The sequence below is a fragment of the Tsukamurella sp. M9C genome, from assembly GCF_020169415.1.
GTDB lineage: Bacteria > Actinomycetota > Actinomycetes > Mycobacteriales > Mycobacteriaceae > Tsukamurella.
This window is the reverse complement of record NZ_JAIULG010000029.1, coordinates 1-23790: the sequence shown is the minus strand read 5'-3', so window position 1 is coordinate 23790 and position 23790 is coordinate 1. Positions and strand designations below refer to the sequence as shown.

General features: G+C 74.2%; 23 protein-coding genes. 13 read left to right on the top strand and 10 right to left on the bottom strand.

The window, feature by feature from the left end:
* Window positions 1-121: 121 nt before the first annotated feature.
* Entirely contained in the window at window positions 122-1066 is a 945-nt protein-coding gene (locus LB823_RS14695; RefSeq protein WP_224647976.1) for a DUF808 domain-containing protein, read from the top strand.
* 1 nt (window position 1067) lies between these two features.
* Here LB823_RS14695 and LB823_RS24105 read toward each other — a convergent pair whose 3' ends face one another.
* Both LB823_RS24105 and LB823_RS14685 read right to left on the bottom strand, forming a co-directional pair.
* Window positions 1068-1895, bottom strand: a complete 828-nt coding sequence (locus LB823_RS24105; RefSeq protein ID WP_224647975.1) for a GyrI-like domain-containing protein — start codon at window positions 1893-1895, stop codon at window positions 1068-1070.
* Window positions 1896-1929: 34 nt separating this feature from the next.
* Window positions 1930-2643 carry a lysoplasmalogenase gene (locus LB823_RS14685; RefSeq protein WP_224647974.1) on the bottom strand — a complete coding sequence of 238 codons (714 nt, stop codon included), beginning with the start codon at window positions 2641-2643 and terminating at the stop codon, window positions 1930-1932.
* 28 nt (window positions 2644-2671) lie between these two features.
* Between LB823_RS14685 and LB823_RS14680 the strand changes: the two genes are divergently transcribed.
* The 4 genes from LB823_RS14680 to LB823_RS14665 all read left to right on the top strand — a co-directional run bounded on the left by LB823_RS14680 (window position 2672) and on the right by LB823_RS14665 (window position 7929).
* Complete coding sequence (locus tag LB823_RS14680) at window positions 2672-3961, top strand: beta-lactamase family protein (RefSeq protein ID WP_224647973.1); 1290 nt, start codon at window positions 2672-2674, stop codon at window positions 3959-3961.
* Between the two features lie 206 nt (window positions 3962-4167).
* Window positions 4168-6387, top strand: coding sequence for a catalase/peroxidase HPI (katG, locus tag LB823_RS14675; protein WP_224647972.1), 2220 nt, complete (start codon window positions 4168-4170; stop codon window positions 6385-6387).
* A 139-nt stretch (window positions 6388-6526) separates the two neighbouring features.
* On the top strand, window positions 6527-7294 hold the full coding sequence (locus LB823_RS14670) for an acyl-CoA thioesterase domain-containing protein (protein ID WP_224647971.1): 768 nt from the start codon (window positions 6527-6529) through the stop codon (window positions 7292-7294).
* A gap of 62 nt (window positions 7295-7356) precedes the next feature.
* The gene (locus LB823_RS14665) at window positions 7357-7929 is read left to right on the top strand and encodes an LGFP repeat-containing protein (protein WP_224647970.1); all 573 of its coding nucleotides are present in this window, start codon (window positions 7357-7359) and stop codon (window positions 7927-7929) included.
* 13 nt (window positions 7930-7942) lie between these two features.
* On the opposite strand, the gene LB823_RS14660 is transcribed toward LB823_RS14665, so the two are convergent.
* Window positions 7943-8800 carry a trans-aconitate 2-methyltransferase gene (locus tag LB823_RS14660; protein ID WP_224647969.1) on the bottom strand — a complete coding sequence of 286 codons (858 nt, stop codon included), beginning with the start codon at window positions 8798-8800 and terminating at the stop codon, window positions 7943-7945.
* Between the two features lie 61 nt (window positions 8801-8861).
* On the bottom strand, window positions 8862-10280 hold the full coding sequence (locus tag LB823_RS14655; RefSeq protein ID WP_224647968.1) for a hypothetical protein: 1419 nt from the start codon (window positions 10278-10280) through the stop codon (window positions 8862-8864).
* 110 nt (window positions 10281-10390) lie between these two features.
* On the opposite strand from LB823_RS14655, the gene LB823_RS14650 reads away from it, so the two are divergent.
* Window positions 10391-11761: a sugar transferase gene (locus LB823_RS14650; RefSeq protein ID WP_224647967.1), complete on the top strand. Its 1371-nt coding sequence runs from the start codon at window positions 10391-10393 to the stop codon at window positions 11759-11761.
* Here LB823_RS14650 and LB823_RS14645 read toward each other — a convergent pair.
* From LB823_RS14645 to LB823_RS14635, 3 genes are read right to left on the bottom strand one after another with little or no spacing between them, the layout of a single operon-like run.
* A complete protein-coding gene (locus tag LB823_RS14645) occupies window positions 11758-12135 on the bottom strand; it encodes a 4'-phosphopantetheinyl transferase superfamily protein (RefSeq protein ID WP_224647966.1) in 378 nt (125 codons plus the stop codon). The genes LB823_RS14650 and LB823_RS14645 overlap by 4 nt on opposite strands.
* Entirely contained in the window at window positions 12132-13238 is a 1107-nt protein-coding gene (locus tag LB823_RS14640) for a glycosyltransferase (protein WP_224647965.1), read from the bottom strand. The genes LB823_RS14645 and LB823_RS14640 overlap by 4 nt, the downstream gene beginning before the upstream one ends.
* A gap of 7 nt (window positions 13239-13245) precedes the next feature.
* Window positions 13246-13482: an acyl carrier protein gene (locus LB823_RS14635; protein WP_224647964.1), complete on the bottom strand. Its 237-nt coding sequence runs from the start codon at window positions 13480-13482 to the stop codon at window positions 13246-13248.
* A 140-nt stretch (window positions 13483-13622) separates the two neighbouring features.
* On the opposite strand from LB823_RS14635, the gene LB823_RS14630 reads away from it, so the two are divergent.
* From LB823_RS14630 to LB823_RS14600, 7 genes are read left to right on the top strand one after another with little or no spacing between them, the layout of a single operon-like run.
* A complete protein-coding gene (locus tag LB823_RS14630; RefSeq protein ID WP_224647963.1) occupies window positions 13623-14576 on the top strand; it encodes an amino acid--[acyl-carrier-protein] ligase in 954 nt (317 codons plus the stop codon).
* Complete coding sequence (locus LB823_RS14625; RefSeq protein ID WP_224647962.1) at window positions 14573-15637, top strand: glycosyltransferase family 4 protein; 1065 nt, start codon at window positions 14573-14575, stop codon at window positions 15635-15637. The genes LB823_RS14630 and LB823_RS14625 overlap by 4 nt, the downstream gene beginning before the upstream one ends.
* A complete protein-coding gene (locus LB823_RS14620) occupies window positions 15634-16770 on the top strand; it encodes a glycosyltransferase (protein ID WP_224647961.1) in 1137 nt (378 codons plus the stop codon). The genes LB823_RS14625 and LB823_RS14620 overlap by 4 nt, the downstream gene beginning before the upstream one ends.
* The gene (locus LB823_RS14615; protein ID WP_224647960.1) at window positions 16767-18008 is read left to right on the top strand and encodes a lipopolysaccharide biosynthesis protein; all 1242 of its coding nucleotides are present in this window, start codon (window positions 16767-16769) and stop codon (window positions 18006-18008) included. The genes LB823_RS14620 and LB823_RS14615 overlap by 4 nt, the downstream gene beginning before the upstream one ends.
* A complete protein-coding gene (locus LB823_RS14610; RefSeq protein ID WP_224647959.1) occupies window positions 18005-19000 on the top strand; it encodes a glycosyltransferase in 996 nt (331 codons plus the stop codon). Before LB823_RS14615 ends, LB823_RS14610 begins: the two co-directional genes overlap by 4 nt.
* On the top strand, window positions 18987-20591 hold the full coding sequence (locus LB823_RS14605) for an alpha/beta hydrolase (protein WP_224647958.1): 1605 nt from the start codon (window positions 18987-18989) through the stop codon (window positions 20589-20591). The genes LB823_RS14610 and LB823_RS14605 overlap by 14 nt, the downstream gene beginning before the upstream one ends.
* A gap of 14 nt (window positions 20592-20605) precedes the next feature.
* Entirely contained in the window at window positions 20606-21145 is a 540-nt protein-coding gene (locus tag LB823_RS14600; protein WP_224647957.1) for a YdcF family protein, read from the top strand.
* Here LB823_RS14600 and LB823_RS14595 read toward each other — a convergent pair.
* From LB823_RS14595 to LB823_RS14585, 3 genes are read right to left on the bottom strand one after another with little or no spacing between them, the layout of a single operon-like run.
* The gene (locus LB823_RS14595; RefSeq protein ID WP_308011456.1) at window positions 21142-22377 is read right to left on the bottom strand and encodes an APC family permease; all 1236 of its coding nucleotides are present in this window, start codon (window positions 22375-22377) and stop codon (window positions 21142-21144) included. The genes LB823_RS14600 and LB823_RS14595 overlap by 4 nt on opposite strands.
* Complete coding sequence (locus tag LB823_RS14590) at window positions 22374-22829, bottom strand: SRPBCC family protein (protein WP_224647956.1); 456 nt, start codon at window positions 22827-22829, stop codon at window positions 22374-22376. Before LB823_RS14590 ends, LB823_RS14595 begins: the two co-directional genes overlap by 4 nt.
* Window positions 22830-22875: 46 nt before the next feature.
* Window positions 22876-23613 (bottom strand): triacylglycerol lipase, encoded by a 738-nt coding sequence (locus LB823_RS14585; RefSeq protein WP_224647955.1) that lies wholly within the window; start codon window positions 23611-23613, stop codon window positions 22876-22878.
* Between the last annotated feature and the right edge of the window lie 177 nt (window positions 23614-23790).

Below are 23790 nucleotides of genomic sequence, written 5' to 3'. Positions count from 1 at the left end.
CTCTGTACGAACTGCTCTGTCAGTCTCCATGTAACGGTTCCCCCATTATCCTCCCTCACCCCGACAGCCCGCGACGGCAGTCCGGCAAACGCGCGCGGCCCTCCCCGATTACGCTGTCGCCATGGCCGGAGGACTCGCTGCCCTGCTCGACGACATCGCCGCTCTCGCGCGGCTCGCCGCCGCGTCGGTCGACGACGTGGCCGCCGCCGCGGGGCGTGCGAGCGTCAAGGCCGCGGGCGTCGTCGTCGACGACACCGCGGTCACGCCGCGGTACGTGCAGGGCATCAAGCCCGAGCGCGAGCTGAGCATCGTCGCGCGCATCGCGAAGGGCTCGCTGCGCAACAAGCTGATCTTCATCCTCCCCGCGATCCTGCTGCTGAGCTGGCTCGCCCCGTGGGCCCTGACCCCGATCCTCATGCTCGGCGGCACCTACCTCTGCTACGAGGGCGCCGAGAAGATCTGGGAGAAGCTCAGCGGCCACGGGGACGTCGAGGAGCCCTCGTCGTCCACGGGCGAGGTCGACGAGGACACCGTCGTCGCCGGCGCCATCCGCACCGACTTCATCCTGTCCGCCGAGATCATGGTGATCGCGATGAACGAGGTCGCGAGCGAGTCGATCTGGTCGCGGGCGCTGATCCTCGTGGTGGTGGCGATCCTCATCACCGCGCTGGTCTACGGGGTGGTCGCGGCGATCGTGAAGATGGACGACGTGGGCCTCGCGCTCGCGCAGCGCCCGTCCGAGTTCAGCCGCAAGGTCGGCACCGCGATGGTCAAGGCGATGCCGGTGGTGCTCAGCGTGCTCGCGAACGTCGGCATCGTCGCCATGTGCTGGGTCGGCGGCCACATCCTGCTGGTCGGCCTCGACGACCTGGGCTGGCACTGGCCCTACTCCGTGGTGCACCACTTCGAGACCTGGGCGCACGACCTGATCCCGTCGATCGGCTCGGTCGTGGGCTGGCTCGCCAACACCCTCGGCTCCGCCCTGTTCGGGCTGGCGGTGGGCGCCGTGGTGGTCGCGATCGTGCACGTGATCGGCAAGCTCCGCGGCGCCCCCGCGTCCCACTGAGCTACCGCACCGGCACCACGACGCGGGTCCGCAGTTCGGCCTCCGGCACCGCGCACGGATCGTTGAGGTACACGTTGAAGTGGTGCGTCGCCGGATCGTCGACGGTGCGCGCGAGCGCCAGGCCGTGCTCGGCGACGTACGCGCCGATCAGCTCGTGCGCCCGCGGGATCGCCTGCGCGTAGGGCCCGTCGACGACGGCCTCGACGGCGCGGCCCGCCGGCGCCTCGAAGACGGCGAGCGGCGCCGCGGCGGTAGTGCCGGCGGGCACCTCGAAGAACACGGACTCGTCGACGTCGGACTCGCGGAACTCGTCGTCGTGCTCGATGCAGCCACCCGGGCCCGCGGGGGCGATGTCCTGGGCCTGCACTTCGGGGAGGAAGCGCTCCCAGAGCTCGCCCTCCCCGGCGTAGTCGGGGACGGTGCCGCGCAGGTGCACGAGCGTGCGGGCGGGCAGGGCGGTGAGGGCGACGGTGTCGGTCATGGTGGGCTCCCGGATCAGCGTGTCGATGAGGCGGAGCCGCGCCACGGAGTCCTCGGCGGCCGCGGCGAGGTCGAGACGCTGCGCGCGCAGGGCCTCGTCGAACGCCTCGGTCCCGCGGACGGCCAGCAGGGCCCCGATGGCGGACACGCCGAATCCCACGTCGCGCAGCCGGCGGATCGCCGCGGCCTCCGCGAGCTGCGCCGGCGCGTACCGGCGGTAGCCGGTCACGGCGTCGACGTCCGCGGGCACCAGGACGCCGTGGGCGTCGTAGTGGCGCAGCATCCGCACGCTGATCCGGCTGAGCGAGGAGAACCTGCCGATGGGCACGAGGTCCGGGGTGTCGGTCACGGTCTCCACTCTGTCGGCTGACACGGTGTGAGGGTCAAGCCCCGGGCAGCGCGGATTCCGCCGCCGGTACCCCGGCGCGCGCCGCGCCTTCCGCGAGTAGGAACTGCGCGCCGGTGTAGGTCGCCATGACGGCGCCCTCGAGCCACGCGGGCGGGTCGGCGAGGACGAACTTGCGCAGCCCGAGGATCGAGTCGCTGAGCAGGAACAGGCCCGCGCCCGCGAGGGTGGCGCGCCGGGCGTCCCCGGGGATCTGCGGGCCGAGCACCGTTGCGGCCGCCGCCGTGCCGCTGAGCAGCGCGGAGTAGCCCGCGAGCACCGGGGCCAGGAAGGGCTCGGTCCGGTACGCGGCGAGCAGGGTCCGCGGCGCGCCGACGGCCCAGGCGGCGCCGACGGCGGCGGGACGCGCGAGCGAGGCGTCGGGATCGCGCTGCGCCAGCAGCCCGCGGATGTAGGCGGCGTGGCCCGTCGCGAAGGCGCTCGCGCCCAAGGCGAAGTGCTTCGGCTCGTCGCCGAGCAGCGCCACGTCGCCCACCCACCCCGCGGCCTGCCCGGCCAGGGCGCTCCGGCGCAGGGGCGAGCGCCGCGCCCGCGGATCGGTCGCGAACGACGCGGCGAGCGTCGGCAGGAGCAGCGGCTTGGTGAACCGCCGGGCGTGGTGGTGCGCGGGCCTCGGCGAGGCCGACAGGGCGGTGTCGACCACCGCGAGCGCGGCGTAGGCGAGCTTGAGAGCGGTGCTGGGGCGGGTCACCGCGCCAATCTATCCGTAGGCTCGTCCCGTGAGCAGCGACACCGTGCCGGCCGCCCCCGCACCCGCACCCGAGGAGGGCCGCATCCGCGTCCCGCGCGACCTGGACGCGATCACGGACGTGGGTATCGAGGACCACTCCGGCGCGGATCCGCGCGCCGTGGAGCGGATCTGGCTCGCCGCCCGGTCCTGGTACGCGGCGGGCATGCAGCCCGCGATCCAGGTGTGCGTCCGGCACCGCGGCAACGTGGTTCTGAACCGGGCCATCGGCCACGCCCGCGGTAACGGCCCCGACCTGCCCTCCAACCGCGACGAGGCGACGGAGCCGGTGCCGGTCACCGTCGACACCCCGTTCTGCACCTACTCCACGGCCAAGGGCGTGGCGGTCACCGTGCTGCACCGCCTGATCGAGCGCGGCGACCTCGACATCGAGGCCCGCGTGTGCGACTACATGCCGGAGTTCACCAGCGACGGCAAGGACCGGATCACGGTGCGGCACGTGCTGACCCACAGCGCGGGCATCCCGATCAACACCGGGCCCAAGCCGGACCTCAGGCGGTCCGAGGACAGCGCGTACACCCGGGCGATGCTCGCCGGGATCAAGCCCGTCTACTCCCCCGGTCGGCTGCACTTCTACCACGCGCTGACCTGGGGGCCGCTGGTCCGCGAGCTGGTGCTGGCCGCCACGGGGCGCACGATCCGGGAGATCGCCGCCACGGAGATCCTCGGCCCGCTGGGCTTCCGGTGGACCAACTTCGGGGTCGCGCCCGAGGACCTTCCCGCCGTCGGGCTGAGTTACGCGACCGGCAGGCCCGCGCCGCCCGCGATCGAGGCCGCCTTCCGGAAGGTGGTGGGCGGCACCATGCAGCAGATCGTGCCGATGTCGAACTCGCCGCAGTTCCTCACCGGGATCGTGCCGTCGTCGAACCTGGTCTCGAACGCGCAGGAGCTCTCCCGGTTCGCCGAGATCCTCCGGCGGGGCGGGGAACTCGACGGGGTCCGCGTGCTGCGGCCCGAGACGCTCGCGGCGGCGACCCGGCAGGCGCGCCGACTGCGCCCCGACTTCGCGACCGGCGGCGCGCCCCTGCGGTGGGGCACCGGGTACATGCTGGGCTCGGAGCGGTTCGGCCCGTTCGGCCGGCACGCCCCGGCCGCCTTCGGGCACACCGGGCTCACCGAGATCGCGATGTGGGCCGACCCGCAGCGGGACCTGGCGGCCGCGGTGGTATCGAGTGGCAAGCCGGGCGGCCACCCGGAGGCGAAGCGCTACCCCGCCCTCCTGGACGCCATCGGCGCGGCCTTTCCGCGCACGCGCGACTGACGCCCCGGGCATCGCCACAGACCCGTCGATAGGGGTTTCCTACCGCACCGATAGGCCGTTTCACCTCGACTTTCAGGTATTTCTAGAATAATTCCAGAAAAGCTGGAATCCGTGGCTCCGCGGACGTACAGTGAAGAACGCGCGGCCCGACAGCCCGGCCGCCTCGCTTCAACAGCCGTACACACATCCGTACCGAGAGGAACGCCGTGTCCGAGGATCAGACCACCTCCCCCCAGGAACAGACGAGCGGAAGCGGCGGTTGCCCCGTCGCCCACGGTTCGCTGCGCCCGCCGGTCGCCGGCGGCGGCAATCGCGACTGGTGGCCCGACGAGGTCAACCTGAAGGTGCTCGCCAACAACCCCGCCGAGGGCGACCCCCTGGGTGCCGACTTCGATTACGCGGCCGCGGTCGCCACGCTCGACGTCGAGGCCGTCCGGGCCGACCTGGTCGCGCTCATGCGCGAGTCGCAGGACTGGTGGCCCGCCGACTTCGGCCACTACGGCCCGCTGTTCATCCGCATGTCCTGGCACTCCGCCGGCACGTACCGCACCACCGACGGTCGCGGCGGCGGCGGCGCCGGCCTGCAGCGCTTCGCGCCGCTCAACAGCTGGCCCGACAACGTCAGCCTGGACAAGGCGCGCCGCCTGCTGTGGCCGGTGAAGCAGAAGTACGGCCGCTCGCTCTCCTGGGCCGACCTGATCCTGTTCGCGGGCAACGTCGCCCTCGAGGACATGGGCTTCACCACCGAGGGCTTCGCCTTCGGCCGCGCCGACGTCGCGGAGCCGGAGGACGTCTACTGGGGCCCGGAGCACACGTGGCTCGGCTCGGACGGCCGGTTCTCCGGCAAGCGCGATCTGGACCAGCCGCTCGGCGCCACCCACATGGGCCTGATCTACGTCAACCCCGAGGGCCCCGAGGGCGTGCCGGACTACATCGCCGCCGCCGACGACATCCGCGAGACCTTCGGCCGGATGGCGATGAACGACGAGGAGACCGCGGCGCTCATCGTCGGCGGCCACACCTTCGGCAAGACCCACGGCGCTGGCCCGGTCGAGAACGGCCCCGAGCCCGAGGCCTCTCCGATCGAGCAGCAGGGCCTCGGTTGGAAGGGCCACAACGGCACCGGCGTCGGCAAGGACGCCGTGACCAGCGGCCTCGAGGTGATCTGGACGCACACCCCCACCAAGTGGGACAACAGCTTCCTCGAGATCCTCTACAGCAACGAGTGGGAGCTCTTCCAGAGCCCCGCCGGCGCGAACCAGTGGCGCCCGAAGGACGGCGGCTGGGCGAACTCGGTGCCGGAGGCCTTCGGCACCGGCAAGACCCACCCGTCGATGCTGACGACCGACCTGTCGCTGCGGTACGACCCGATCTACGGCGAGATCACCAAGCGCTGGCTCGACAACCCGCAGCAGCTGGCCGACGCCTTCGCCAAGGCCTGGTTCAAGCTTCTGCACCGCGACATGGGCCCGACCGCCCGCTACGTGGGCCCGCTGGTCCCCAAGACCGAGCACCTGTGGCAGGACCCGATCCCCGCGGCCGAGGGCGCCCCGATCAGCGCGGCCGACGCCGACGCGATCACCGAGCGGATCCTGGCCACCGGCCTGACCACCGCGCAGCTGGTCAAGACCGCGTGGGCGGCGTTCTCGTCGTTCCGTCGCACCGACAAGCGCGGCGGCGCCAACGGCGGCCGCCTGCGCCTGCAGCCGCAGGCCGGCTGGGAGGTCAACGAGCCCGACGAGCTGGCACAGGTGATCCGGACGCTCGAGGGCGTCGTCGACGCCTTCAACGCGGAGTCCGGCACGAAGGTCTCGTTCGCCGATGTCGTGGTCCTCGCGGGCAACGCGGGCGTGGCCCAAGCCGCGAAGGCCGCGGGCGTCGAGGTGACGATCCCGTTCACGCCGGGCCGCGCCGACGCGACCCAGGCCGACACGGACGTCGAGTCCTTCGCCGTCCTCGAGCCGCGCTTCGACGCCTTCCGCAACTACGTCGCGAAGGGCGCGCCCATGCCGGCGGAGTACCTCCTCGTCGAGAAGGCCAACCTGCTCGGCCTCACGGCGCCGGAGATGACGGTGCTCCTCGGTGGCCTCCGCGTGCTGGGCAACAACTTCGGCGGGTCCGAGGCGGGCGTGTTCACCGATCGCCCGGGCACACTGAGCAACGACTGGTTCGTGAACCTGCTCGACATGTCCACGAAGTGGGCCCCGGCGTCCGACGACGACGCGACCTACGTGGGCACCGATCGGGCGACCGGCGAGAAGAAGTGGACGGCCACCCGCGCCGACCTCGTCTTCGGCTCGAACTCGATCCTCCGCGGCATCGCCGAGGTCTACGGCGCCGCCGACGCCGGCGAGAAGTTCGTGGGCGACTTCGTCGCCGCGTGGACCAAGCTCGCCAACGCAGACCGGTTCGATGTGAAGGCCTGATCCTCTTCCTCCGGCCGGCAGCCGCGCCCCGTACACCGTTCCGGTGTGCGGGGCGCGGTCGTTTCCGGGGGCGAATTACAGTTAGTGATCATTAACCCTATGTGCGATACGCGCCGGTCGCGGGCGTACGCTCACTTCCATGCCGTACTTCGACCGGGTCTCCGCGACCGCGTTCCGTCCGACCGAGCACGTCTCCGGCGGGTGGAACACCGCCGAACAGCACATCGCCCCGCCCATGGCACTCCTCGCGCACGCGGTGGAACAGGACCGCGACGCGCGACGCGACGACGACCTGCGCCTCGCGCGCCTGTCGTACGACATCCTCGGCACGCTGCCGATGGACGTGGTCGAGGTGGACGTCCGCGTCGTCCGCCCGGGCCGCACCATCGAACTCGTCGAGGCGACGCTGAGCCATGCCGGCCGTGCCGGTCTCGTCCTGCGCGCCTGGCTGCTCGACCGCCGCGACACGCGCGGCGTCGCGGGCTCCGAGCTCGAGCCGATCCCGCCGGCGGCGGGGATGCCGGAGTGGGACCCGAGCACTGTCTGGCCCGGGGGCTACATCGCCTCCGCGCGCGCCCGCCGCCAGGAGGTGCGGCCCGGCCGCGCAGCGTACTGGGTGGAGTCCGACGTGGACCTGCTCGACGAGCCGTCGGGGCCGGTCGCACGGGCCGCGCGACTGTTTGACATCGCCAACGGCATGACACCCCGGTTCACCCCGGAGGAGGTCGCGTATCCGAACCTCGACCTCACCGCGCACCTGTTCCGCGATCCCGTCGGACCCGCTCTCGGCTTCGACACTCGGGTGTCCACCGGACCCGATGGCGCTGGTCTGACCCATTCGGTCATTCACGACATCGCGGGCCCGGTCGGCACGGTGGATCAGATACAAACGGTGCGTCTGCGCTGAAATCCAGTCAAGAATGTGGTTACATTCCGAGCGTTCAGTTCACCCTGCCGAAGGGAGCTCTTATGAATACTCGGATCACACGGACGATCGGTGCAGTAGCCGCCGCCGTCGCGCTGACCGTGACCGTCTCCGCCTGCGACAACGCCAAGGACACGGCGAACGACGCGAAGGACGCCGCCACCTCGGCGGCCGGCAGCGCGGCCTCGGCGGTCACCGGCGCGAACGGATCCGGCGCGAACGGGGCGGGTTCCGAGTCGCAGGCCGCCGTGCCCTCGACCAGCATCGCGACCCCCGGCGGCACCGAGGTCACCCTCACCGACGGCCCGATCATCGGCGAGTACGCGAAGTACGGCTACGAGAAGGGGCACCTCGGTGCGCCTCTGGGCCCCGTCTCCGCACTGCCGGACGGCAAGGGCAAGTACCTCACGCTCAAGGGCGGCACGATCTACTGGTCGGAGGCGTCGGGCGCGCACGTCGTGCACGGCGTGATCGGCGACAAGTGGGGCGACGCGGGCCACGAGACCGGCAAGCTGGGCTACCCCACCAGCGACGAGACCGCCGAGAACGGCGCGATCAAGCAGACCTTCCAGAACGGGACGATCACCTTCCGCGACGGGGTCGCGACGGTCTCCTAGTCTCCGACGACGGTCACGGCGCCGTCCCGATGTACACCGTTCGTGCGGCCAGCACGAAGGCATCGGGGCGGCGTCGCACGTTCTGCGGGTCCTCCGGGTCGGTGAGCCGGCGCAGGACGTCCGCGTCGTCCGGGTCGAGCCGGTCCGCCATCCGCAGGTAGCGGCCCAGCATCTGGGCCACGCCGCGGCGGGCCCCGTCGTCGAGCGGGGCGGGGCGGTCCACCAGGAAGGTGCGGGCCCGCACGTCCCGCAGCCCCGCCGCCCGCAGCAGCGCGGGCCAGTCCTCCGGCGCGTCGACGGTGCCATCGAGCGCGGCCCGCATCTCCCCGAAGCCCACGGCCTGCAGAGCGTCGAGCCGCTCGGCGAGGCCCGGGCGCCCGAGCCCGATGTCGCGCGGGAGGAACCGCGAGGGAAGGCCGCCCTCGGCCACCGCGAGCACGCCGCCCGGATTGAGCCGGCTCGCGAGCGCCGCGACCGCGGCGCCCTGATCCCCCACGTGGTGCATCGTCTGCGCGGTCCAGATGAGATCGGCGGCGGGCAGCTCCGCGAACCCCGCGGGCAGGTCGGTGGGGAGCGTCTCGATCGGGTTCCCGGCCGCCGTCGCGCGGTCCCGGGCGCGGTCCAGCAGTGCGGGGGCGCCGTCGACCGCGATCACACGCGCCTGTGGGAACCGCGCTGCCAGCGCCGTGGAGAACACTCCCGGGCCGGAGCCGACGTCCAGCACCGTCCCCGGCGCGGGTACGCCGCCGGCGATGACGTCGAGCGCCTGCGTCACGTACGGCAGGAGGGTCTCCCCCTCCGCCTCGATCTCGGCCGCGAGGGCCTCCCAGTCCGGATGGGTGTGCGAGTGCGCGTGTGCGTGGTCGGCCATGGAACCCAGCGTGCCGACCACGCGGTCGGCCGGCAAGTTCTCGTGCCGTTCTAGCAAATCGTCAGCTGATCCGGACGCGCACGCCCGGCGGCAGGACGGCCCGCGCGTCCGGCAGGCGCGCGACGTCCACGCCGTGCAGCACGACGGTGACCGGCGGCGCGGCCCGCAGCTCGACGCCGTCCGCGGGGAAGCCCGCCGCGACGAGCGCGGCGCGGATCCGGGCGGGCACCGCCCACCCGCCGGGCACCGCGATCCGGTCCGGATCCACCGGCCGGGCGGGCACCGCGGGCAGCGGCGCATCCGGCGCGGCGAGGGCGGCGCCCAGCAGCGCCGCGACCGCGTCGACATGGGCGGCGGCCCGTGCCGCGTCGTAGAGCTCGGGATGGAAGACGCCGTCGACGACGAGCTCGTCCCCGGGCTCGGAGTACACCGAGATCAGGCAGTCCGGGACCGGCCCCCACGCCGTCACGTCGAGCGACCAGCCGTCGGTCCGCACGTCCGGGAGCACGTTGACGATGGGCCCGTGCAGGCGCCCGGTTCGCCAGGCGGCGGGGACCACAGTGAGCAGCTGCTCGGGCCGCTCGCCGCCCGCGATCCGCTCGGACGCCGCCGCCAGCCAGCGCCGCACGTCGGCGGCGAGGGTCGCGGGCGTCGCGTCCGGCGGCACGGCCAGGCGGGTGGGCACCACGGCCATCCACTGCACGGGCGTGGCCCGCTCGAGGGCGGTGCGGCGCAGGCCCGCGGTCACACCGACGTGGGCTTCGGCGGTGCCGAGGTACCGGGCGGTGTACGCCGCGACGACGGCGACGGCCTCCGCCGGCCACGTCCGACGGTCCGCGATCCCGGGCGCCGAGATCCGCGCCCGGCGCTGCCGCGGGCGCCCCGACGGTGGCGCGACGCGGTCCGCGAAGGCGATCTCGCGGCCGGGGTCGCCGACGCCGTCCGTCGCGGCGGACCAGAACGCGGCGTCGGGCGGGCGCAGTGGGGCCGCCTCCGCGGCGAGGGCCGCGAGGTCGCCGAGGCGCTCGTGCGGGAGGGGCGCACCGTCGGCCTCGGCGCGCAGGCGGGCGACGATCCGGCGGAAGACCCGGGTGACGGCGTAGCCGTCGAGGACGGCGTGATGCGCGAGGAGCCGCACGACGTGGGAGCCGCCGACCCGCACGATGGTCGCGCGCACCAGCGGCCCACCGTCGAGCTGCAGCGTGCCGCCTGCGCGCCACGCCGCGTAGGCCTCCTCCGTGCCGAAGCGCTCCACCCCGACGGGGGCGGGACGGGCGGCCACGAACCGCGCGCCGCCGTCGACGACGGCCCCGATCTCGGCGGCCTCGGTCTCGGCGAGCGCACCCGCCGCCGCCCGCTCGAGGGCGGCGGTGTCGATCCGGAGATCGGTGCGCCACGCCGCGTCGATGACGAGCGACCGTGCGCCCGGCTGCTCGGCGGCGAGCTGCAGCATCGCGACCTGGGAAGGGAGTGGCTGCACGCCGCTCACCCTACGTCCGGGCGAATGGCAGAATGCACTGGTTGTCACAGCATCGCGACAATGTCCTATATTCGAGCGACGAAGCAACATCCGAAAGTCCCGAGGAGCACATGAGCCTGAACGGTGCACCGGCCGGCAGCGGCCGCCGCATGCGCCGCCACTCGTGGGCGCTCGCATTCTTCGACTTCCTGATCATCTACGCCTTCCTGGCGGCGACGAACTCCTCGTCCCCCTCGCACGTCACCCACGCGGTCGAGGGCCTCCTCGGCGCTTCCCTCGCCGTCAGCGTCTTCTACCTCTTCGGGCTGTACCGCACCCGGATCACCCTGAGCGCGCTCGACGCCGCACCGCAGCTGGCGATCGCCGGGTGGATGCTGGCGCCGATCGGCGTCATCACCGTCTGGCAGGACGACCACTACCAGCTGATCGGCGCCGCGCTGTGCTGGGCGGTGCTGTTCGGCGTGCGCGTGCTGTACTACGGCGCGGTCCGGCGGCACCGCGCACAGCACCCCGAGAACGGCGGACGGACCCTGGTCATCGGCGGCGGCAAGGTCGCGGGCGAGCTGGTCCATTCGATGTTCATGTTCCCCGAGTACGGGCTGCGGCCCGTGATGGTGATGGACGACGACCCGCTCGACGCCACCGCGTTCCCGGTCGAGGTGATCCCGCGCCGCAACGACCTGGCCCGCCTGATCCGCGAGCACGACATCGACACGGTGATCGTCGCGTTCTCCCGCGACCGCGACTCCACGCTGGTCGAACCGCTGCGCGACTGCGACACCCTGGACTGCGAGATCTACGTCGTCCCGCGCCTGTACGAGTTCGTGCACCAGGACCGCGACATGGACCGTATCCACACCACCCCGCTGGTCCTGGTGCGCCGACTCGCGCTGCGCTCGAGCCACTGGCGGGTCAAGCGTGTGACCTCGTTCGTCACCTCGCTCGTGGGCCTGGTACTGCTCGCCCCCCTCCTGCTCCTGGTATCCGTGGCGATCAAGCTCCAGGAGCCGACCGCGCCGATCCTGTTCCGGCAGACCAGGGTCGGCCAGGACGGCCGACTGTTCTCGCTGTACAAGTTCCGCACCATGCGGCCGGTCCCCGACGAGGAGTCGGACCGCGACTGGACCGACGACCGGCTCCGGATCACCCGGCTCGGCCGGTTCCTGCGACGCCACTCGATCGACGAGCTCCCGCAGCTGTGGAACGTGGTGCGGGGCGACATGTCGGTGGTGGGCCCGCGGCCGGAGCGCCCGCACTTCGCCAACCGCTTCGGCGCGGAGATCCCCGCCTATCAGTCCCGACACCGGGTGATGGTGGGCCTGACCGGGTGGGCCGCGATCCACGGGCTGCGCGGCGACACCGACATCCGGGACCGCGCGTCGTACGACAACTACTACATCGAGAACTGGAGCCTGTGGCTCGACGCGAAGATTCTCCTGATCTCCGTCGGCACCGTGCTCTTCGGTCGCGGCGGACGCTAGGAGCCGGGCTCCGCGAGCTCGGCGACCACCACCGCGGCGGCGGTGCGGTCGGTGTGGGTGAGCGAGACCTCGGCGCGGACCCAGCCCTGCTCGCGGGCGCGCGCGGCGAGGCCGCCGTGCAGCCGCAGCTCCGGCCCGTGCGGCGTGCCGACGACCTCGATCTCGCGCGGCGGGGTCGCCGTGTCGGGGCCGAGGCGCAGCGCCTTGATCGCGGCCTCCTTCGCCGCCCACCGCGCGGCGAGACGGCGCGCGTCGCCGGCGCACGTGGCGAGCTCGCCCGGGGTGAAGACCCGCTCGGTGAAGCGCGCACCGAAGAGCGCCACCGATTCCTCGATGCCCGCCACCTCGGCGAGGTCGATCCCCACCCGGTTCACCGGACCGCCTCCGCGACGATCGCCCGCATCCGCTCCTGGAAGACCGGCACGGAGAACCGCTCGGCGTGCGCGCGCAGCACCGCCGGGTCGAACTCCGCGGGCCGCAGGCCGCGCATCGCCGCGGCGAGGGCGTCCGTGAACGGCTCGTCGGGGCCGTCGGGCACGAGCACCCCGGAGACCCCGGGCACCACGGTGTCCAGCGCGCCGCCCGCGGCGCGGGCCAGGACCGGGGTGCCCGCCGCCATGGCCTCCACCGGCACGATGCCGAAGTCCTCCTCGCCGGGCATGACGGTGGCGATCGCGTCGCGCTGCAGGCGCACCATGTCCGCGTCCGAGACGCGGCCGAGGAAGACGGTCTCGTCGCCGGCGATGCGGCGCAGCGCGGCGTCGTGCCGCCCGTCGCCGGCCACGACGAGCCGCACCCCCGCGCGCTGGGCCGCGCGGATGGCGAGGTCGACCCGGCGGTACGGCACGAGGCGCCCCGCGACCAGGAAGAAGTCGCCGGGGGCGGCACCGTCGGGCGTGAACCGCGCGACGTCGACGGGCGGCGCGACCACCCGGGCCGGGACGCCCCACCAGCGCTCGATGCGCTCGGCCACGGCGGTGGAGTTGGCGACCACGACGTCGAGGTAGGGCACCGCGGCGGTCTCGACCGCGCGGGTCTGCGCGGCGAGCGCCGCGAGCGCGAGCCGGCCGGCGCCACCGAAGGCCTCCCCGGACCGCAGCTCGGGCAGCCACGCCCAGCGGGCGGGCGAGTGCACGTAGGCGACGACCGCGGCGTCCGGCCAGGACTGCGCGGCCGAGACCGCCATCGCGTGGTGACTGATGACGACAGCGTCCGCGCCGGGGTCCGGGCGGTGGCGGCGCCAGGCGGCCGGCGCGAGGGGGATGAGCGGTGCGTGGGAGCGCCGCCCGAGGGCCCGGTGCACCCCGTCGAGCCCCGTGACGGCGATCCGGCCCCGCAGTTCGTCGGGGACGGTGCGCGGATCGGCGAAGGCGACGTGGAGGCGGCTGCCGGGCCAGGCGTCGACCAGCGCCCGCGCGACGTTCTCGGAGCCGCCCTGTTCGGTCCACCGCTCGTGGACGACGGCGATGCGCGTCATCGGCGCCTCAGCCGACGAGCTCGCGGACCGTCGCCGCGATCGAATCCAGAGTGCTGAATGTGTTCTTGCTCATGCACGAGTCTGGGAACTCGATAGTGAATCTGTCTTCGATAGCCAGCATGACGTTCACGGCCGCGTGGGACGTGAGACCGAGTGCAAACAGATCATCACCACCCGCAATTTCCGCGATCGGCCTGGTCAACCGGCCATGACGCCCCACGATCGAGCGGATCGCCTCGTCCACCGCACCTCCCACCAGCGTCGCGCACCGGCGCGACACCGGCGGCGAATCCTTTTGCAGTCGCGACTCCCGCGCCGCCGTCGTACACCCTAGCCTGGTAACATGTTGCAGTGACAACGGTTCCAGCCACGGAGAAGAGACCGATGACGCAGGCCGCAGCAGCACGTGCGATCGACTTTACTGACCTGCACGCACGTCAGCAGGAGTTCCGCGCGTCGCTCTTCGACGCGGGGCTCCTCATCCCGTCGGGCGTCGACGGCGTGTACGGGCAGGGCGCGGCGTTCGCGGAGCTCACGGCCGCGATCGACGCGCTGATCGGCGCCACGGTGCGCGACGTGCACGGCGGCGCCGCCACGGTGCTGTCCTTCCCGCCCGTGATGCCGCGCGAGTACCTCGACCGGACCGACTACATCGTGTCGTTCCCGCAGCTCGCGGCCGCGGTCTCCACGTACACCGGCGGCGACGCCGAGCACCGCCTCCTGCTCGCTGGCCGCAACGCGGGCCACGACTGGGGCGGCCACTTCCACGCCAGCGACGTCGCGCTCGTGCCGTCGGCGTGCCACTCGGTGTACCCGGTCCTGAGCGGGCAGCTCCCCCGCGACGGCGCCTGGGTCGACGTCTCCGGCCACTGCTTCCGGCGCGAGCCCTCCGCGGATCCGGCCCGGATGCAGTCCTTCCGCATGCGCGAGATCGTCCGCGTCGGCTCGGACCGGGCGGCCGTCGCGCACCGCGACACGTGGGTGGCGCGCGCCGCCGACCTGCTCAGCGACCTCGGCCTCGCCGTCCGGCAGACCCCCGCGACGGATCCCTTCTTCGGCCGCGCGGGCCGCATGCTCGCCGCCAACCAGACGGCGGAGAACCTCAAGACCGAACTGCTGGTGCCCATCTACGGCGAGGACGTTCCGGGGGTCGCCGTCGCGTCCAGCAACTACCACCGCGATCATTTCGGGGTGCACTTCGACATCACCACCGTGGACGGCGCGCCCGCGCACAGTGCCTGCCTCGGCTTCGGCATCGAACGGATCGCCCTGGCGCTGCTCGCGCGGCACGGCCTCGACCGCGCGACGTGGCCCGGTTCCGTCTCCGCCCAGCTGTGACCGCGGTCCCCGTCCACCTGACCGGGACCACCTGGCCGGGCACCGAGCCCGGCGGTCTCCCCCGCTACTTCGCGGACCTGTTCGCGGCCCTGCGCCGGCGGACCGACGTCGCCGCCACCGCCGCGGCCTTCGGCGACCCGGAGTCGGGGGGCGCGACCTGGGGGCCCGACGCCGGCTCGACGGCCGCCCGGATCCGGGCGTCCCGTCGACCCGGGCCCGCGGACACCGCGGTCCTCGACCGGCACTTCGCGCTGTTCGGCCCGGCGCCCCGCGGGGCGGCGCTCGTCACCCACTTCCACGGCCCGTGGGCCCAGGAGAGCGCCGCCGCGGGCGAGGGCCGCGCCGCCGTGGCGGTCAAGGCGCTCATCGAACGCGCCCGCTACCGCGGCAGCGACCGGTTCGTGGTGCTCTCGCAGGCCTTCGCCGACGTGCTCGTCGCCCGGTACGGCGCCGACCGCGGGGCGATCGACGTGATCCCGCCCGGCGTCGACCTCGCGCGCTTCGCCGCGGCCCCCGCCCCAGACGGTCCGCCCCGCGTGCTCTGCGTCCGGCGGCTGGAGCGCCGGATGGGCATCGACGTGCTGCTGCGGGCCTGGCCCGCGGTGCTGGCACGACACCCCGACGCCAGGCTCGACGTCGTGGGCGACGGCTCGCAGCGCGACCTTCTGCGGCAACGCGCGGCGGAACTGGGGATCACCGATACTGTGACCTTCGTGGGAACGATCGACGACGCCGACCTCGCGCGCCGGTACGCCGCCGCGACGCTGACGGCGGTCCCGTCCCTGGCTTGGGAGGGTTTCGGGCTCGTCGCCCTCGAGTCCCTCGCCTCCGGCCGCGCCCCGGTGGTCACGGACGTCGGCGGCCTCCCCGACGCGGTCCGCGATCTCGCCCCCGATCTCGTCGTGCCCGCGGGCGACGCCGGGGCCCTCGCGGACCGTCTGGCCGCGGGGCTCGACGGTGCGCGCCCCTCGGCGGCGGCCTGCCGCGCGCACGCCGAGCGCTTCACCTGGGACGCCGCCGCCGCGCGGCACGCGGCCCTCTACCGGGCGGTCGCCGCATGAGCGCGCGCCGGCCCGTCTTCCTCGGGCACACCGCCGCACCTTCGGGCGCGGAGCTCGCCTTCGCCCGCCTCGCCGGAGAGCTCCGCCACCGCGGCGTCCCCGCCTCCGTGATGCTGCTCGCGCCCGGCCCCCTGACCGACGTGCTCGAGGCGGCGGACGTGCCGGTCACCGTCGTCCCCGGCCGCCCGTCGACGGTGCGCCGCGACGCCGGGCCGGTGGGCGTGCTGCGCGCCGCCGTCGGCCTCTACCGCGCCGGCCGGCGGCTCGCCCCGATGCTGCTCGCCGCCGACGCCGACGTCGTGGTCGCCGAGTCGACGAAGTCGCTCTTCGTCGGAGCGGTCGCCTCCCGTCGCACGGGCATCCCCCTGGTGTGGCAGGTGCACGACCGGGTGAGCGCGGAGTACTTCGGCCGCAAGCGCTTCCCGCTGCGTCTGCTCGGCCGGATGGCCGCGTCCGGCTACCTCGCCAACTCGCGCGGGACGCTGCGCACCATCTCGACCGGCGGCAGCCCGACCGCGGTGTGCCACCCGGGCGTCGACCTGAGCACGGTCCCCGCCGCGGCGCCGCAGCGCGCCCCGAAGAGCGTGAAGATCGCCATGATCGGCCGGATCACGCCGTGGAAGGGCCAGGACCTCTTGCTGCGGGCGCTCGCCCAGATGGAGGCCCAGCCCGAGGTGCGGTTCGTCGGCGGCACCCACTTCGACGGCGACGATCGGTACCTCGCCGAGCTCGAGGAACTCGCCGAGCGCCTCGGCATCGCGCACCGGGTGACCTTCACCGGGCACGTCGAGGATCCGCTCGCCGAGGCGGCGGACGCCGACGTGGTGGTGCACTACTCCCGGCTCACCGAGCCCTTCGGGCAGGTCGTCGCCGAGGCGATGGCCGCGGGCCGGGTCGTGGTCGCCGCCCGCGCCGGCGGGCCGACGGAGCTCATCGTCGACGGGCAGACCGGCGTCCTGGTGACGCCGCGCCGCCCCGACCAGCTGGCCGTCGCGCTCGATGCGCTCATCGCCGACTGGGAGCTGCGCGAGCAGCTCGGGGCGGCGGCGCGCGACCGCGGCCGCGATCTCGACCTCAAGACCTCCGCGGCGATCGCGGACTCCCTGCTGGCGCGGGTGGCCCGGGTCCGATGAGGCGGCTCCCCGGCGTCGCGGGGGTGCTCCGGGACGTGGTCCTCGTCTCGGCCGGCCGGTACGGCCAGTACGCGATCACCCTCGTCACGATCCCGCTGTGCGCGCGGCTGCTGGGCCCCGCCGGGATGGGCCTGCTCGCGATCGCGATGTCGACGTACTTCCTGGGCGCGCTCTGCACCGACCTGGGCATCACGGCGTTCGTGGCCGCCCGCGCGGAGAAGCCGGGGCTGGCCCGGCTGCGGGGCGACTACGCCGGGCTCCGCGCCGCGGCGCTCGCGGCGTTCACCGCGCTGTTCCTGGTTGCGGCGGCGCTGCCGGTGCCCCGCGCCGTGGAGATGGGCGCGCTGGGTCTCGTCGTCGGGTCGGTGAGCGCGTGCGGCGACGACTGGGTGCTCCTCGGCACGGGCCGGTTCGGCGCCGTCGTGGCGCAGCAGACCGCGGGCCGGGTCGTCTACCTGGCGCTCCTGGTGGCGCTGCTGCCGCAGGTCCGGACGCCGGAGGTGGCGATGGGCTGCCTGCTGGCGGGGAACGTCCTGGCGGTCGGGTGGTCCTGGGCGCGGACGATCCGCGACCACGGCCGCCCGGCCCGGCCCGGCGCGCCGCGCGCACTCCTGCGCACGGGGGCGCCGGTGTTCGCGGCGCGGCTGCTGTCGTCGTCGTACGGCCCGGGCGCCGCGACGGTCTTCGCGCCGGCGCTCCCGCCGCACGCGCTGGGCCTGTTCAGCGCGAGCGACCGCCCGGTGCAGGCGGCCGGCTCGCTGCTGGACGCCGTCGGGGTGAGCCTGCTCCCCCGGCTCGCGCGCCGGGACACCGACGCCTTCTGGGCGACCGCACGACGCGGCATCCTCCTGGTCGCGGCCGGCGGAGTCGCGCTCGCCGCGGCCGCGACGCTGCTCGCACCGTGGCTGCTCCCCCTCCTCTTCGGCGACGAATTCGACGGCGCCGTCCCGTTGCTGCAGGTGCAGGCGTGGGCCCTCCCCGGCCTGGCGGTCGCGTCGTTCGTGGCGACGGCCGTCCTGCCGGTGCTGGGCGACGCGCGGGGCGTGCTGCAGGCCGGCGCGGTCGGGGCGGTCGTCATCGCGGCGACGCTGGCGGTCGCGCTGCGGACCCACGACCCGCTGACCGTCGTGGCCGGGATCGTTGCCGCCCAGACCGCGGCCGCGGGCTTCTCCGTCCTGCGGGCCCGGCGCCTGGAAGCCGCGGCGGTCCCCGCACCGGCCGGTGGGGCCGCCGCATGAGGATCCTGTTCGCCGGCGACGACTGGTACGGCAGCAACGCCCGTTCCCTCGCCGAGGGCTTCCGCCGGGCGGGGCACGACGTGACCGTCGTCGACACCACCGCCGTCACGCTCCCCCGCCGCGGCGGCCCGGCGTGGTGGTACGCCAAGCGCACCGGGCGGCGGGCGCCGGCCACCGTCGAGGCCGTGCACCGGCGGCTCGAGGCGCAGCCCGTCGCCGACCTGCTGTTCTGCTACACGTCCGTGCACTTGGACCAGGAACGCCTGCTGAACCTGCCTGCGGGCCGGCACGTGCACTACAGCGCCGACGACGTCGCCAACCCCGTCAACACCACCCCCGAGTACCTCGCCGCGGAGCCCGGCTGGGACGCGATCGTCACCACCAAGGCGCACAACGTGCCGGAGCTGCTCGCGCGCGGGGCGCAGCGCGCGATCCTCGTGCGGAGCGCCTACGACCCCGACTGGCACCGCCCCGTCGCGCCGCGCTCGTCACGGCGGTACGCCGCCGGCTTCGTCGGCAACGCCCGCCCCGACCGCGCCGCGCTCGTCACGGGCCTCGCCGCCCGGCTCGGCCCGGAGTTCTATCTCGCCGGCCCGGGCTGGCGCCGGAGGCCCGCCGTCGTGCGCAGCCGGGCGACGGTGCGCGGCCCGCAGTACGGCACCGCCCTGTCCGCGGCGATCGGCGCGATCGACGCGAACCTGGTGCTGCTCAACTCCGACAACCGCGACACGCACACCTGCCGCACCTTCGAGGTCCCCGCGGCGGGCGGTCTGTTCGTGGGCCCGCGGACCGCCGAGCACGCGGAGCTGCTCGCCGACGGCCGCGAGGCCCTGCTGTACGACGACCCCGCCGAGATCGACGGCATCGTCGCGCGGGTGCGGGCGGAACCCGCGGCCGCGGCGCGGATCGCCGCCGCCGGGCACGCCGCGATCACCGGCGGCGCGAACACGTACACGGACCGGGCGAGGGAGATCGTCGATGCCCTCGACTGACGCCCCGCTGGAGCTGCGGACCTATTTCGGCCCGGCCGACGCGCCGCTGTACGGCGCGTTGCACCTGCCCGCGTCGCGCCGGGTGCGGGGCGCGGTCCTGCTGGTCCCGCCGCTCGCCAAGGAGCAGTACGACGCCCAGCGCGGGCTGCGCCGGCTCGCCGCCCTGCTCGCCGCCGACGGCCTCGCCGTGCTCCGCTTCGACTACCTCGGCACGGGCGACTCCGCCGGCCCCGCGGGCCTGCCCGACGCCGCCGCGGGCTGGATCGTCTCGGTCCGGCACGCGGACGCGTACCTGCGCGATCTGGGGGTGCGCGCCCCCGCGGTCGTGGCGCTGCGGGCGGGCGCGGCCGTCGCGGGCGCCGCGGGCCTGACCCCGCCCGCCGCGGTCCTGTGGGACCCGATCGGCGGCAGGCCCTTCACCCGCGCGCAGGGCGCGCTCGCGCGGATGGCGATCGGCGCCGGGCCGGACACGTGGATCGGCCTCGACGTGCACCCCACGGCCGTCGCGGAGCTCGCGACGCTGCCGGCCGACGCCCTGGCCGCCCCGCGCGTCCTGATCGCGGAGCGCCCCGGCGCCGCACCCGTCGGCCCCGTCGGCGCCGACCGGATCGCCGTCGACGGCATGCCGGAGTTCGTCGAACCGAGCGCGCACCTGGTCCGCATCCCCGACGCCGCGGTCGCCGACATCGCCGCCTGGCTGGGCGCCGCCCTGCCCGACGGGGAGCGCGTCACCGTCGCGCCCGAGATCCGCGCCCGGGCGCGGTGGGGCGACGTCGAGGAGCGGATCGAGGACATCGGTGGCGCCGCGGCGATCAGGACCGTCCCCGCCGTGGGCGCACCGCGCCGGTCCGTACTGCTCTGCGCGACCGCCAACGACACCCGGCACGGCCCGAACCGCGCGTGGGTCGCGCTGGCCCGGGAGGTCGCCGCCGCGGGCGGCGCCGCGCTGCGCTTCGACCGCCGCGGCGCCGGCGAATCGGGCCCCGTCGACGCGGGCGAGGCCGTCGCGCTGTTCCCGCCGGCCGGGGTGGACGACGCGGTCGCCGCGGCCCGCGCGCTCGACGGCCCCCTGCTCACCGCCGGGGTGTGCTCGGGCTCCTGGTACGCCGCGCACGCCGCCCGCGCGGCCGCGGCGGATACGACGGTCCTGGTGAACACGGTCCTCTACTCGTGGCGGCTCAAACCGGGGATCACGGCCGCGCCCGCGCAGGACCTGGGCGTGCCGCGCACGGACCCCGCCTTCGCGCGCAGCCCCCGCGGGCGCCTGAAGGAACTACTGCGGACCCGGCTGCCCTACCCGGCCTGGCGGCTCCTCGGCCGACGCGGCGTCACGCAGGTCCCCGAGGTCCTGCTGCGGCCGGTCGTCGCGGCGGGGACCGACGCGGTCCTCGTCCTCGCCCCGCCCGATGCCGCGTGGTTCGACTCCCAGCGCGGCCCCGAGGGCCTCCGTCGGCTGCTTCGCCTCGCCGGCCGACAGCGCGCGGGCACCGTCCGCGCCGTGCGGCCGGGCGCCGGCGACCACCCCGGGTATCACCCCGATGTGCGCGCGGATGTTGCAACCGCGATACTGCAGTGGTGCGAACAGCGGTGACCGGGGGGCGGCGGATGCGTCGGCTGATCGCGTGCGCCCTGGTGCTCGTGCTCGTCGCCGTCGTCGGCATCGCCCTCGACCGCGCCTACCTGCAGCCGAAGATCGACCGGGAACTCAGGCCCGCGGACGCGATCGTCGTGCTCGGCGGGAATCCCTACGACCGGTTCGAGTACGGCCTCGACCTGGCGGAGCGGGGCCTGTCGACGCAGGTCGTGCTGTCCAACTCCGTCGGCGCCGACGACACCCGGATGCGGGAGCTCTGCGCGCGGACGATCACCGGCGTACAGGTCACCTGCTTCCTTCCCGAGCCCTGGACCACCCGCGGCGAGGCCCAGGAGGTGCAGCGGCTCGCGGCCGCCCGCGGCTGGGACGACATCATCGTGGTCACCACCACCGCGCACCTCGAACGCGCCCGCTTCATCCTCGAGCGCTGCTACGGCCGGGCCATGCAGATGACCGACTTCCCCGAGCAGCGCGGCACCGCCGAGACGGTCTTCGGCTGGGGCTACCAGAGCGCCGGCTGGCTCAAGGCGCTGTACCAGACGGGCTGCTAGCCGGACGCGCCGTTCGTGCGGGTCACGGCGTAGGCGAGGGCGCCCGCGACCAGCACGAGGATGCCCGCGGACACCGAGCCGGCGGGCAGCGACAGCGCCACGAGCAGGCACCCGGCCAGCCCGATGGCGGGCACGATCCGGGCGCGGACCGCGGCGTCGAGCGTCCAGGCGGACGCGTTCGCCACGGCGTAGTAGACGAGTACCGCGAACGACGAGAAGCCGATGGCGGCGCCGAGATCGGCCGTGGCCGCGACCACCGTGACGACGGCGCCGACGGCCAGCTCCGCGTGCACCGGGACCCCGCGCCGGCCGTCGACCGCGGCGAGCGGGCGCGGCAGATGACCGTCGCGGGCCATCGCGAGAGCGGTGCGGGAGACGCCGAGCAGCAGCGCCAGCAGCGAACCCAGCGCCGCGACGCAGGCGGTCACCGTGACCACCGCGACCGGGAATCCGGCCGCCCGCGCCGCATCGGCGACCGGCGCGGCCGAGGCCGCGAGCCCGGCCGTGCCGAGGACTACGACCAGCGCGACGCCGACGAGCACGTACACCCCGAGGGCGACGGCGAGCGCGACGAAGATCGCGCGCGGGAGGGTCCGGGCCGGATCGCGCACCTCCTCGCCCAGGGTGGCGATGCGCGCGTACCCGGCGAACGCGAAGAACAGCAGGCCCGCGGCCTGCAGCACCCCGAACGGGCCGGCGGCCGCACCGTCGAACACCCGGGACGGCTCCGCCGCGCCGGAGGTGAACGCGGCGACCGCGACCGCGACGAGCACCGCCAGGACGACGGCGACGATCACGCGCGCGACCCGCGCCGAGCGCTCCACGCCCGCGACGTTGAGGGCGGTCAGCGCGACGACGGCACCCGCGGCGACGGCGTGCGACTGGGCGGGCCAGGCGTAGTGGCCGACGGTGAGCGCCATCGCGGCGCAGGACGCGGACTTGCCGACCAGGAAGCTCCAGCCGGCGAGGTGGCCCCAGAACGGGCCGAGCCGCTCGCGCCCGTACACGTAGGTGCCGCCGGACTGCGGGTACCGCGCGGCGAGCCGGGCGGAGCTGCTCGCGTTGCAGTACGCGATCAGCGCGGCGATCGCCAGGCCGAGGAACAGCCCGGAGCCCGCCGCCGCGGCGGCCGGCGCGAAGACGACGAAGACGCCCGCGCCGATCATCGCGGAGAGGCCGACGGTGACGGCGTCCCCGAGGCCGAGCGTCCGCTGCAGTGCGGGTCCGCTCACCGATCCTCGGCGCGGGCCGCGAGCCGGTCGACGGACGCGGCCAGACGGTCCGCGGTGGTCGCCCGGGCCCGCGGGAGGCGCTGCTCGTCGTGGAGCTGCGTCCAGTCGTAGGTGTGCGTGACCCGGGTGGCTCCGTCGGCGAGCGGCGCCAGCTCCCACCGCCAGAGGTGACCCGGGGCGGGCTCGCCGACGGGCGACGGCTTCCAGGCGATGAGCCGGCCCTCGTCGAACTCGGTGATGTGGTTCTCGCGGACCTGGCTGTTGGTCAACGTCATCGTGAAGACGTCCCCGACGGCGCGCACCCGCTGGCCCGGCGCCGCCTCGGTGAGGTTGTCGTTGCCGTCCCACTCGGGCTGGCGCGCCGGGTCGGCGATCAAGTCGAACAGGAGGTCCGCCGGGGCCGCGATGTCGCGGGAGGCGGAGACGATGCGGGTGTCATCCGATGTGCTCACGCACTCATCGAACCAGGTGCACCCGCATCGTGCCCAGGGATGGAATCTACTTGCGGTTCATGTCGACGCTGTTCTCGTAGGTGACCGAGCCCTCGGGCGAGTTCACCCACTGGCCGGGGCAGCTCCCCCGCAGCGAGCTGGTGACGAGCGGGACGACCCGCGGATCCCAGGCGAGGTACGCGTGGTCGAACGACGCGGCCGCCGGGAGGTAGCCCTTGACCGTGGCGCGGCACTGGCGGCCGTCGAGGTTGCCGGACAGCGGATCGGTCGTGCTGCGGATCGAGTAGAACTCGGTGGGGCCGGGGGTGTCGACGCCGGCGTTCAACTGGTTCAGGATCGCCGATCCGTTGCAGGCGCCGTTCGCGGGCGCCGGCAGCACACAGCCGGTCGGCGAGCCGTACTCGACGCCGCCGAGCACCACCGAGCGGGCGACGTCCTTGGATCCGCCCAGCGCCTTGATGTAGTAGCGGCTGCTGATCGCGCCGGAGCTGTGCGAGACGATCGAGACGGTGCGGTTCGGCGAGGCCTTCTTCGCCTGGTCCACCGTGGCCTTGAGCTCTCCGGCCTCCTTGCGGTGGTCGAAACCGGGCAGCCACAGGTTCTTGACGTCGAAACCGGCATTGCGCAGGTTGGTGTTCAGGGGCTCGTAGATCTGGCCGGGGGCGATCAGGCCCGCGTACACGATCACCAGGTCACGCTCGGCGGCGTGGGCGATCGAGGGGACGGCGGCGACGACACCGAGGCCTGCTACGGCGGCGACGAAGGACTTCTTCAGGATCTGCATGAACGCAACATAGCAGGCAATGTTGCGATCGCAACACACGGGAAGGTGAGGGGGCTCATAGCACCCACCCGGTGGGGGAAACCGACTCCTCGGGGGCAGCGATTATTCTCGAACGTATGAAAGCTGTCGTGTGCACCGAAGGCCGCCTGACCGTCGAAGAACTCCCCGCCCCGAGTC